The sequence below is a fragment of the Citrobacter sp. Cb023 genome (genome assembly GCF_030336805.1).
Taxonomy (GTDB): domain Bacteria; phylum Pseudomonadota; class Gammaproteobacteria; order Enterobacterales; family Enterobacteriaceae; genus Citrobacter; species Citrobacter braakii.
The window spans coordinates 216,943-228,292 of record NZ_JAOWCV010000039.1 but is presented as its reverse complement, the minus strand read 5'-3'; the positions used below and the strand labels follow the sequence as shown (position 1 = coordinate 228,292).

General features: G+C 50.8%; 14 protein-coding genes. 10 read left to right on the top strand and 4 right to left on the bottom strand.

What is annotated here, in order from left to right; all coding sequences use genetic code 11:
• Nucleotides 1-472: tail fiber protein (locus OGW44_RS20925; RefSeq protein ID WP_286454125.1), on the top strand; the 472-nt coding region annotated here is incomplete at its 5' end.
• Nucleotides 472-1,062 carry a tail fiber assembly protein gene (locus tag OGW44_RS20920; RefSeq protein WP_286454286.1) on the top strand — a complete coding sequence of 197 codons (591 nt, stop codon included), beginning with the start codon at nt 472-474 and terminating at the stop codon, nt 1,060-1,062. The genes OGW44_RS20925 and OGW44_RS20920, both read left to right, overlap by 1 nt.
• Here the strand turns inward: OGW44_RS20920 and OGW44_RS20915 are convergent.
• Complete coding sequence (locus tag OGW44_RS20915) at nt 1,059-1,262, bottom strand: tail fiber assembly protein (protein ID WP_124021222.1); 204 nt, start codon at nt 1,260-1,262, stop codon at nt 1,059-1,061. The genes OGW44_RS20920 and OGW44_RS20915 overlap by 4 nt on opposite strands.
• Before the next feature lie 2 nt (nt 1,263-1,264).
• Nucleotides 1,265-1,639, bottom strand: coding sequence for a gp53-like domain-containing protein (locus OGW44_RS20910; RefSeq protein WP_286454284.1), 375 nt, complete (start codon nt 1,637-1,639; stop codon nt 1,265-1,267).
• A gap of 47 nt (nt 1,640-1,686) precedes the next feature.
• Here OGW44_RS20910 and OGW44_RS20905 point away from each other — a divergent pair, with 47 nt between their 5' ends.
• Nucleotides 1,687-2,241, top strand: a complete 555-nt coding sequence (locus tag OGW44_RS20905; RefSeq protein ID WP_286454281.1) for a recombinase family protein — start codon at nt 1,687-1,689, stop codon at nt 2,239-2,241.
• A 49-nt stretch (nt 2,242-2,290) separates the two neighbouring features.
• On the opposite strand, the gene OGW44_RS20900 is transcribed toward OGW44_RS20905, so the two are convergent.
• The gene (locus tag OGW44_RS20900; protein WP_109017589.1) at nt 2,291-2,557 is read right to left on the bottom strand and encodes a DinI family protein; all 267 of its coding nucleotides are present in this window, start codon (nt 2,555-2,557) and stop codon (nt 2,291-2,293) included.
• Nucleotides 2,558-3,158: 601 nt separating this feature from the next.
• Here OGW44_RS20900 and phsA point away from each other — a divergent pair.
• The 7 genes from phsA (at nt 3,159) to OGW44_RS20865 (ending at nt 10,410) form a co-directional block, all read left to right on the top strand.
• The gene (phsA, locus tag OGW44_RS20895) at nt 3,159-5,432 is read left to right on the top strand and encodes a thiosulfate reductase PhsA (protein ID WP_185654823.1); all 2,274 of its coding nucleotides are present in this window, start codon (nt 3,159-3,161) and stop codon (nt 5,430-5,432) included.
• A 14-nt stretch (nt 5,433-5,446) separates the two neighbouring features.
• Entirely contained in the window at nt 5,447-6,025 is a 579-nt protein-coding gene (gene phsB / locus OGW44_RS20890) for a thiosulfate reductase electron transport protein PhsB (RefSeq protein WP_019077108.1), read from the top strand.
• Complete coding sequence (phsC, locus tag OGW44_RS20885) at nt 6,022-6,789, top strand: thiosulfate reductase cytochrome B subunit (protein ID WP_185654822.1); 768 nt, start codon at nt 6,022-6,024, stop codon at nt 6,787-6,789. Before phsB ends, phsC begins: the two co-directional genes overlap by 4 nt.
• A gap of 138 nt (nt 6,790-6,927) precedes the next feature.
• The gene (dacD, locus tag OGW44_RS20880) at nt 6,928-8,100 is read left to right on the top strand and encodes a serine-type D-Ala-D-Ala carboxypeptidase DacD (RefSeq protein ID WP_185654821.1); all 1,173 of its coding nucleotides are present in this window, start codon (nt 6,928-6,930) and stop codon (nt 8,098-8,100) included.
• A gap of 123 nt (nt 8,101-8,223) precedes the next feature.
• Nucleotides 8,224-8,691, top strand: coding sequence for a DNA gyrase inhibitor SbmC (sbmC, locus tag OGW44_RS20875; protein ID WP_049270736.1), 468 nt, complete (start codon nt 8,224-8,226; stop codon nt 8,689-8,691).
• An 86-nt stretch (nt 8,692-8,777) separates the two neighbouring features.
• A complete protein-coding gene (locus tag OGW44_RS20870) occupies nt 8,778-9,836 on the top strand; it encodes an FUSC family protein (RefSeq protein WP_016156885.1) in 1,059 nt (352 codons plus the stop codon).
• A gap of 238 nt (nt 9,837-10,074) precedes the next feature.
• Nucleotides 10,075-10,410, top strand: a complete 336-nt coding sequence (locus tag OGW44_RS20865) for a DUF496 family protein (protein WP_003834176.1) — start codon at nt 10,075-10,077, stop codon at nt 10,408-10,410.
• A 40-nt stretch (nt 10,411-10,450) separates the two neighbouring features.
• On the opposite strand, the gene OGW44_RS20860 is transcribed toward OGW44_RS20865, so the two are convergent.
• Nucleotides 10,451-11,317, bottom strand: a complete 867-nt coding sequence (locus tag OGW44_RS20860) for a GHMP family kinase ATP-binding protein (protein WP_104651488.1) — start codon at nt 11,315-11,317, stop codon at nt 10,451-10,453.
• Nucleotides 11,318-11,350: the final 33 nt, after the last annotated feature.

Sequence of the window (11,350 nt, the reverse complement as noted above, 5' to 3'; positions counted from 1 at the left end):
ATACCTTGGTCTGGGAGAAGGCTCTATGCTCCCGGTTGGGACTCCAATTCCCTGGCCGCTGGCAACACCGCCGACCGGCTTTCTGAAAATGAACGGTGCAACATTTGATAAGGTTGCAAACCCTAAGCTTGCCCTTGCGTACCCGTCCGGAGTCTTGCCCGACTTACGTGCGCAAACTATTCGTGGCTGGGATGATGGAAGGGGTATTGATACCGGACGGGCGCTTTTAAGCGAACAGGGGGATGCGATCCGAAACATTATTGGCAGTGCCGCGAACGTCTATACAGGAAACCCAGATTTAGCGACGGGCGTCATTACCTACACCGGTACTGGAATCACCTCGTGGCAGAGTGGAACAGGACTGAGTATTTCCTACAGAAACTTAAATATTAATGCTGCGACTCAAGTTCCAACCGCTGCTGAGAACCGCGTTAAAAGCGTGGCATTTAATTACATCGTGAGAGCGCAATAATGAAAGAATACATCACGCTTAATGCGCAGGGATTTGCAGAAACTTCAGGATGGATTGTTTGCTATCTGACAAAACCTGATGGGGAATATATCGGCTTTATTGATGAGTTTATCCCGGCAACTGCTGGCTTACCTGCTGGTGCATATATTGATGAACCCCCGGCCGATGAAGCGGGAAAAGCGATAATCCGTGTCGGCGATAAGTGGGAGTTAGTCGATGACCATCGCGGCGAAACGGTTTACAGCACAGAGAGCGGCCAGCCAATTGAAGTGAAAATCCTCGGTGATTACCCTGACAATACAACGCCACTTGCGCCAGCCACACCTTTTGACAAATGGAATGGCAGCGCCTGGGTTACTGATGAAGTAAAGCTAAAAGGTGAAAAAATCGCTGAAGCTGAGTTTCGTAAAGCACAATTGCGCGCTCAGGCGGATTCAGAAATTGCCTGGCGGCAGGATGCGGTTGACGCGGGTATAGCGACGGAAGAAGAAACCGCCGCTTTGTCTGAATGGAAAAAATACCGGGTGATGTTGATGCGGGTTGATACATCAAAAGCCCCCGATATCAAATGGCCTGAACTGTCCGTTTAGTTTGCCATTCCCCACGTGGGTAGCCCATTGCTACCCACAACACGCTTCATTCCCTCCGGAGGCACCCCTAAAAACTCCAGAGCCATATCGTCATCGACGGGCTTAATATCATCAGGCAAAACGCCATTCGCACGGTATGCGTCGAGTAACACTGTCGGGTAAAATTGATTCGTTGACGCGCTATAAAAGTAAATATTCATTATCACCACCCCTTCGCATACCAGTTACATGTCAAATTTGCCGGATTCACGTTATTACCCTCTGCGGTTGCGCAGCCAACTCTGAATTTTGAGTTACTGACAGGGAATGCCTGTGAAATCTCAGCATATGACGTGTCATTCGGATCTGAGCTAATCAAAACGAACACACAACGATTCGGGAACGGAATGACAAAGTCCCCATCGCCGTTTCCATAATTACCGCGCCCCCACTGCTCCAGAAATCCGTCTGGAGTCAACCGCCACCCGTAATCCGCTTTCAGCGATGTCCATTTGCTCATGTCCGGGATTTGTCCCGATCCGGTACCCACATCCTTTTTCGCCGCTGTTCCCAAACCAACGTTTTTAATAATGATCATTTATCGCTCAGGTGGCATGATTCCGGCCTTTTGGAGGAAGGAAACTCATGCTTATTGGCTACGTGAGGGTGTCAACTAATGACCAGAACACTGCACTTCAGCGAAACGCGCTCGAGTGTGCAGGATGTGAGCTGATTTTCGAAGACAAGATCAGTGGTAAGGTGTCCGACAGACCAGGATTAAAAAAGGTGCTCCGGACGCTATCTGAAGGCGATACGCTGGTAGTGTGGAAACTGGACCGGCTTGGGCGAAGCATGCGACATCTTGTTGTGTTAGTGGAGGAACTGCGGGAGAAAGGGGTTAACTTCCGGAGCCTGACAGATAGCATCGATACCAGCAAACCTATGGGCAGATTCTTCTTCCATGTCATGGGGGCGTTGGCGGAGATGGAAAGGGAGCTTATTGTCGAACGCACCCGTGCAGGTTTAGAAGCTGCGCGCGCGGAAGGTCGCATTGGTGGCCGTAGGCCAAAACTAACGGATGAACAGTGGGCGCAGGCAGGGAGATTAATTGCTGCGGGGGAAACGCGTCAGCGCGTGGCAATAATTTACGATGTAGGAGTGTCAACACTATACCGAAAATTTCCTGCAGGCAGGGGGTAGACATGATGCAGGCCGCCGGTAAAGATCGATGCAGGCAGCCTGCACAACTTTACAGCCCAACCTGGCGAACTGTCGGGAACTCAGATACCAGCCACATATCGGCTTCTTCAAACATATCCTCCAGCATGCGGTTCAGCTTTTCCCGATCGCTTTTACTGGCATCGCTATTCAAGCCGTTTGCCTGCATCGGCTTCACCTTCACTTCGGCATCAGGGAAAATCTGGTGCACTCGCTTTGTCAGCTCAGCCAGGATGATCTCTCTGGCGCCAGTTAAACCTTCAACATTTCTCTTGTCGTATATCAATTCAACAAACATAACTGAATCTCCCACTTACTGTGATTGTATACAGTATTATGCAGGTGGTGGCAGCCAGTCAAATTAAAAGTACAGAGTTTTGAGTACAGTTTTTAGTACATATTTTGAATTCAATGGCATCAAATCCAATTAAAATCAATTAATTGAAGGGTTTTTCCCGTAATCGTGAAAGAGAAAACCAGGTTGCTGCTTGCCGTCATTCATTGTTCAGTTATGTCCGGGATCAATTTAGCGCTCGTCCAAGAATACCAAAAAATAGCGAGGTAATCAGCAAAGCGATTATCAATGCTGAATGATGTACGCAATAAAATTGAGATGAACAGGCTTTAATAGAATTGATTAATAAATTTTGCACTGTTAAGGGAAATTACTGGAATAAATTTTCTGAAATCTATGAGCTGATAAATAATATAAATGAGAACCATTATTGTTATTTAGTGCTGATTTGTTGTGTTCTGGAAATTTTAAAATTCTTTTATAAACAATGGGTTTTTATTTTGGCGGTTAGCTGCTCTATATTCTAATGAAATGTGAGTGAGGTTAAAAATTAATAATTTAAACACCATATAATAATTGGATATATCTAATAACAGGAGGTTATATGAGCATTAGTCGGCGTAATTTTTTGCGAGGAGTGGGTATCGGTTGCTCGGCCTGCGCGATAGGCAGTTTTCCGCCTGGCGCACTGGCGCGAAATTCTCCAGAGAGCATTAAGGGGAAAACATCCCTGACGCCAAGCTTGTGCGAAATGTGTTCTTATCGTTGCCCAATACAGGCACAGGTAATTAATAACAAGACGGTTTTTATTCAGGGGAACCCTAATGCGACTCAACAGGGCACGCGTGTCTGCGCACGCGGAGGCAGTGGTGTTAGCCTGGTCAACGACCCGCACCGTATTGTCAAACCCATGAAACGCACAGGGCCTCGCGGCAGCGGAGAATGGCAGGTTATTAGTTGGCAACAGGCTTACAAAGAAATTGCCGAAAAAATGATGGCAATAAAAGCGCAGCATGGTCCTCAGGGGGTCGTATTCTCTTCCAAATCCGGTTCGCTTTCGGGTCATTTATTTCAGCTGGCAACGGCGTTTGGATCGCCAAACACCTTTACGCATGCCTCGACATGCCCTGCCGGAAAATCGATTGCCGCCAAAGTGATGATGGGCGGCGATTTGGCTATGGATATCGCCAATACCCGTTATATGGTCTCTTTTGGCCACAATCTCTATGAAGGTATTGAGGTTGCCGAAACGCATGAACTGATGACCGCGCAGGAAAAGGGCGCAAAAATGGTCAGCTTCGATCCCCGTTTGTCAGTCTTCTCCAGCAAGGCGGATGAATGGCATGCGCTCAAGCCGGGCGGCGACTTGCCGGTGTTAATGGCCATGTGTCACGTCATGATTAATGAACATCTGTATGACGCGGACTTCGTAGCGCGCTACACCACAGGGTTTGACCAACTGGCCGAAGCGGTACAAGAGACCACGCCGGAATGGGCGCAAAATCAAGCTGACGTGCCTGCTGATGTTATTGTTCGGGTCACCCGCGAAATGGCCGCCTGTGCGCCTCATGCTATCGTCAGCCCTGGCCATCGCGCGACGTTTTCGCAAGAAGAAATTGATATGCGGCGTATGATTTTCACCCTCAATGCGCTGCTGGGAAATATTGAGCGTGAAGGGGGCTTGTACCAGAAAAAAGCCGCGGCAACCTACAATAAGCTGGCCGGAGAGAAGGTCGCTCCGGTGCTGGCAAAACCTGATGCCAAATTGCCCAAGCCAACGGCGCAGCGCATCGATTTGGTTGCCCCACAATTCAAGTACATCGCGGCGGGCGGCGGCGTGGTGCAAAGCATCATCGATGCCGTGTTAAACCAGACGCCGTATCCGGTGAAGGGATGGATTATGTCCCGCCACAATCCTTTCCAAACCGTGACCTGTCGGCCTGATCTGGTCAAAACCGTCGAACAACTCGATCTGGTGGTCAGTTGCGATGTCTATTTAAGCGAAAGCGCGGCATATGCCGATTATCTGTTACCCGAATGCACCTACCTTGAACGCGATGAAGAAGTCTCTGACATGTCGGGCCTGAATCCGGCCTATGCCCTGCGCCAGCAGGTTGTAGAGCCGATTGGGGATGCGCGTCCGAGCTGGCAAATCTGGAAAGAGCTGGCCGTGCAGTTAGGTCTTGGGCAGTTCTACCCCTGGCAGGATATGCAGACGCGGCAGCTGTACCAGCTTAATGGTGATCATGCGCTTTCCGCTGAACTGCGTCAGAAAGGATATCGGGAGTGGGGGATTCCGCTGCTGCTGCGGGAACCTGAAGCGGTGCGTCAGTTTGTGGCGCGTTATCCGGGCGCAGTGGCGGTTGATGGCGACGGTACCTATGGCGAGCAACTGCGCTTTAAATCCCCGTCTGGAAAAATTGAACTCTACTCTGAAGAGCTGGAAGCACTTTTGCCTGGCTACGGTATTCCGCGCGCCCGCAATTTTGCCCTCAAAGGCGACAATGAACTCTATTTTATTCAGGGAAAAGTTGCGGTGCATACCAACGGCGCGACGCAATATGTACCACTGCTGAGTGAGCTGATGTGGGATAACGCGGTGTGGATCCACCCGCAAACGGCCCGTGAAAGAGGCATCAAAAACGGCGATGAGATTTGGCTGGAAAATGCGACCGGTAAGGAAAAAGGCAAAGCACTGGTTACTGCCGGAATACGACCCGATACGCTGTTCGTTTATATGGGATTTGGCGCCAAGGCGGGAGCTAAAACAGCGGCGACGACGCACGGTATTCACTGCGGTAATTTGCTTCCGCATGTTACCAGTCCGGTTTCCGGTACGGTGGTGCACACCGCTGGCGTCACGCTTCGTCGGGCATGAGAAAGGAGAACATCATGAATCAATCAACAAACCCTTATGTCATGCTGCATGACGAGAAACGCTGTATTGGCTGTCAGGCGTGTACGGTTGCCTGCAAGGTACTGAATGACGTGCCGGAGGGATTTAGTCGCCTACAAGTGCAGATCCGTTCACCCGAACATGAACCCGAGGTGCTGTCCCACTTCCAGTTTGTTCGCGTTTCCTGTCAGCATTGTGAAGATGCGCCGTGCGTCAGCGTCTGTCCTACCGGTGCTTCATTTCGTGACGAAAATGGCATTGTGCAAGTGGATAAGTCTCGCTGTATTGGCTGTGACTACTGCGTTGCCGCTTGCCCGTTCCATGTCCGCTACCTCAACCCACAAACGGGGATTGCCGACAAATGTAACTTCTGCGCCGATACTCGCCTGGAGGTCGGACAATCGCCAGCCTGCGTTTCCGTTTGTCCGACGGATGCGCTGAAATTTGGTCGTCGCGATGACCCGGAAATTCAGCACTGGATTAATCAAAAAGAGGTTTATCGCCAGCAGGATACGCGTAGCGGCCCGGTAAGTGTCTATCGGCGTAAAGAGAGCCATCAGGAGGGTAATGTATGAATTCTATCTGGGGAGCAGAGCTTCACTATGCGCCGGACTACTGGCCGCTGTGGCTCATTTATGCAGGCGTTATTATTGTGCTGATGATTGCGGGTCTGGTCACGCACGCGCTGTTACGTCGGATGCTGGCGCCCAAAACGGCAACCGGGGAAGAGCATCGGGACTACCTTTATTCGCTGGCGGTCCGCCGCTGGCACTGGGGTAATGCGCTGCTCTTTATCCTGCTTCTGCTGAGCGGCCTGTTTGGGCACTTTTCTGTCGGACCGGTGGCCTTAATGGTGCAGGTACATACCTGGTGTGGCTTCGCATTGCTGGCCTTCTGGGTTGGCTTTGTGTTAATAAACGCAACCAGCGGCAACGGCTGCCATTATCGCGTGAAATTTAGCGGGTTGATATCACGCTGCCTACTGCAAACACGCTTTTATCTGTATGGCATTATGAAAGGTGAGCCGCACCCGTTTGCCGCAACGGCAGAGGACAAATTTAACCCGCTGCAACAGCTGGCCTACCTGGCCATCATGTACGCACTGGTTCCACTACTGATCATCACCGGGTTGCTATGTCTCTACCCGCAGGTGGTAGGGGCGGGGCCGGTGATGCTGGTGCTGCATATGGCGTTAGCGATTGTGGGCTTACTGTTCATCTGCGCGCATATTTACCTGTGCACGCTGGGTGACACGCCAGGGCAAATTTTTCGCAGTATGATCGATGGTTATCACCGCCATCGCAGTCATCACGCAGAGACCGCGCCGCGTAAAGGGTAGTTCCTGCGAGATTTGTCTCTGAAACCCTTTCCTGATAGCAAGAAAATGTGCCTTATGTCACATTTTCTTGCAATTTATCCATGTTTGTTCGACAGAACTTCCGTAAAAAGAACGGCTATTTCTCCCTTTCCTGAGGACATGCTGTTGAAACGCCGTTTGTTTATTGCCGCTTCACTATTAACGATGAGTTTTTCGCCCGCCTACGCGAGCGATGCCGTGAGCTTCGCCCCACAACCTCCTGCGATTACTGCCGGGGCATGGGTGTTAATGGATTACACCACGGGCCAAATCCTGACAGCCGGTAATGAACACCAGCAGCGCAATCCTGCCAGCCTGACGAAACTGATGACTGGCTATGTTGTCGATCGCGCAATTGACAGCAAGCGTATTAGTCCGACAGATATTGTGACCGTCGGGCGCGATGCATGGGCAAAAGATAATCCGGTATTTGTCGGTTCATCCTTGATGTTCCTGAAAGAAGGGGATCGCGTTTCGGTACGTGACCTCAGCCGTGGGTTAATTGTTGATTCCGGTAATGATGCCTGCGTGGCACTGGCGGATTACATCGCCGGAGGGCAGCCGCAGTTTGTCGCGATGATGAACAACTATGCGCAAAAACTGAACCTGCAGGACACCCATTTTGAAACGGTACATGGTCTGGATGCGCCGGGTCAGCATAGCTCGGCGTACGACCTGGCCGTGTTGTCTCGCGCTATCATCCACGGGGAACCGGATTTCTACCATATGTACAGTGAGAAAAGCCTTACCTGGAACGGCATCACACAGCAAAACCGTAACGGCTTGTTGTGGGATAAAACCATGAACGTTGATGGCCTGAAGACAGGGCATACGTCCGGTGCCGGGTTTAACCTGATTGCTTCCGCCGTCGATGGTCAGCGCCGTCTGATTGCAGTGGTGATGGGTGCGGAGAGTGCGAAAGGGCGCGAAGATCAGGCGCGTAAACTGCTGCAATGGGGGCAACACAACTTCGATACAGTGCAGGTTTTGCGTAGCGGTAAGCAGGTTGGCACTGAACGGATCTGGTATGGCGATAAAGAAAAAATCAGCCTCGGAACCGAGCAGGATTTCTGGATGGCCCTGCCTAAAGCAGAAGTCCCTAACATCAAAGCAAAATATGTCCTTGATAAGAAAGAGCTGGTTGCTCCCATCGCTGCGCATCAACGTGTGGGGGAAATTGAACTCTACGATCGGGATAAGCTGGTGGCGCATTGGCCTCTGGTTACGCTGGAATCCGTCGGCGAAGGCGGCGTTTTCTCGCGCCTGAGCGATTATTTCTACCACAAGGCGTAGTTTTTCCTGATGCGTCTGACTGGCAAGAGTGCGAATCTGCTCACATAATAATCACTATTTCCTTGTGGCCGACATAGCCAGAAATTACACTGTATATAAATACAGTGTAACGGTGGAGGTTGTATGGAGTACGAGATAAAGCTGGTCGATAAACGCATGATTGCCGGTTTCCATATGGTTGGACCGTGGGAACAAACGGTGAAGCAGGGGTTTGAGCAATTAATGAAGTGGGTCGACGGTAAACAGATTGTGCCGTTGGAATGGATTGCTGTTTATTACGACAATCCTGATGTTGTTCCTGCGGAAAAACTGCGCTGTGATACCGTGGTTTCTGTGCCTGAAGGTTTTGAAATCCCGGAAAACAGCGAAGGGGTGATCCTCACCGAACTGGCGGGTGGCGACTATGCTGTCGCCGTTGCGCGCGTTGAGAATCACGATTTTGCGACGCCTTGGTATCAGTTCTTCGAGCGCCTGTTGCAGGATACGACTTATGCGATAGCCGCTAAACCCTGCTTTGAAGTTTATATGAACAATGGCATGGAGGACGGTTACTGGGACATTGAAATGTACGTGCCAGTGCAGACGAAGTAACTGTTTGGGGTGTAAATCAGGATGATCTTTTCACGCTAAAAACAGGTACAATTCGCTTCTTTGCTATTCCCTGACGGAGTGCATGAGTGCGTGCAGACAAATCGCTGAGTCCTTTTGAAATTCGTTTGTATCGTCATTATCGTGTGGTGCATGGTATTCGCATTGCGCTGGCGTTTCTCCTTACTTTTCTGTTGGTTCGCCTGTTAAACATTCCCGAAGGTACATGGCCTCTGATCACGCTGGTGGTGATCATGGGGCCAATATCTTTTTGGGGTAACGTTGTTCCCAGGGCCTTTGAACGTATAGGCGGCACGATCCTGGGCTCGGTCCTGGGACTGGTTGCCCTGCGTCTGGAACTCTTCTCGCTGCCGTTAATGCTGATATGGTGCGCGGTAGCGATGTTTCTCTGCGGCTGGCTGGCGCTGGGTAAAAGGCCGTATCAGGCGCTGCTGATTGGCATAACGCTTGCCGTGGTCGTGGGTGCGCCTGCCGGAGATATGAATACCGCGTTATGGCGCGGTGGTGATGTTATTCTGGGGTCGTTACTGGCGATGCTGTTTACCGGCATCTGGCCGCAGCGGGCATTTATACACTGGCGTATCCAACTGGCGCATTGTGTCACGGGGTACAATCGGGTGTATCAGGCCGCGCTATCCCCCAATCTGCTCGAGCAACCGCGGCTGGAAAAGCATTTACAACAACTGTTGAGCGACGTTGTCAAAATGCGTGGGCTCATCGCTCCTGCCAGCAAGGAAACCCGCATTCAAAAGTCGATCTTTGAGGCTATTCAGACGGTGAATCGCAATCTGGTCTGCATGCTCGAGCTGCAAATTAATGCGCTGTGGGCCAGCCGTACCAGCCACTTTGTCATGTTGAATGCGCATACGCTGCGTGAAACTCAGCTCAGGACCCAGCAGGCACTACTGACAATAACCCACGCCTTGTATGAAGGTAATCCGCAGCCGGTGCTTGCCAATACGGAAAAGCTCAATGACACCGTGGCAGAGCTGCGTCAGCTTATTGCTGAGCATAAAGGCGATAATGTCGCAGAAACGCCCATTCACGGCTACGTTTGGTTGAACATGGAGATGGCTCGACAGCTGGAGTTACTCTCACATTTAATCTGTCGCGCACTGCGCAAATAAAGAGCAGATGAGGGGATTGGTTCTACTGCTGCTTCGATTCAGCAAAGATTAGAGGTATGATACTGAAAAAGGCTAAAACCATTGGTAACTGCAATGGCTTTACCCTCGATAACTCAGGTTTCAACCATGCATTGTCGATGCAGATGCAACTTGAAGTATGGCGGGCATGAAAGTAATGTTGACCCACTTTAGCCGTTGTTTTAACGAATCCGAATCTCACATTATCAGGGGTGTAAAAATGGAAACTACCAAGCCTTCTTTCCAGGACGTGCTGGAATTTGTTCGTCTGTTCCGTCGTAAAAACAAACTGCAACGTGAAATCCAGGACGTTGAGAAAAAGATCCGTGACAACCAGAAACGCGTTCTGCTGTTGGACAACCTGAGCGACTACATCAAGCCTGGTATGAGCGTGGAAGCGATTCAGGGCATCATTGCCAGCATGAAAAGCGATTATGAAGATCGTGTTGATGACTACATCATCAAAAACGCCGAGATCTCTAAAGAACGCCGCGATATCTCTAAAAAGCTGAAAGCCATGGGCGAAGTGAAAAACGGCGAAGCGAAAGCCGAGTAACGATTTTATGCTTGTTCGGGTCGCTGCCGTGCGGCGACCCTTATTGCAGTTCGACCCCGCCCGTTACCATGCGTAACAAATGCTGTTCTGGCCAGTGAATAGTAAGTTTTTTCTGCGTCAGCATCCATTTAATGTAATCCACATCATGACGATTTCTGTCCAGCATCAGTCCGACTACGCTGCCGCTGTGCGCGACGTTGACGCCGTATAAATCACATTCTTCCACCAGTGCTAATAGTGAATCAAAATCCGGCTTTGGTAACAGCAGTTGGCTGGCGATTGCGCTAAGCGTAGCCGCTTCTCCTAACCGGTAAGGATTTTGGCTAATACAGGCTTCCTGTACTTTTTCCCATGCCCGTTGGAGGGCCGCAGCTCCCGCCTGCAAGCCGGAATGACGTGGAATACGGTGATAATCCGCGGTACGCAATGTTTCAGGGCTTTCGAGAACCAGCAGATCGAGTTGAGGCTGAGCTTCACAACCAATTTGCGTGGAAGCGTTGTTATGATCGAAAAGGGTTAGCTTACGAAAAACGGTGCTGTCGGTTGGCTCCAGAGAAACGCAAAGCTGTGCCAGTGTTGGCTCGTCCAGTTGATGGCCCAGATAATGCGCTGCGGCGATGGCCGTGGCGGCAATATCCGCAGTGCTGCTGGCCATTCCTTTCGCGATGGGAATGGTTGACTGAACATCTATCCGGATATCCTGACTGAGATGCGCCGGGTACTGCCAGTGCTGTAATAACCTGTTAACCATTGCCCGAGAAAGTGGACGTTCATCTGTCAGCGGTGAGCCTGAAGTGACCTCAACGGTGCTATACCATTCGACCGGGCAGGAGACCAGTTTCTCACTCCCCAGAATCCAGCCCTGGATAAGTTCTCCGCACGATGCGGGACATTGCGCAACAGCCACGTCTTCACCTTTGTGTTCAGCAATCCTCGGCGC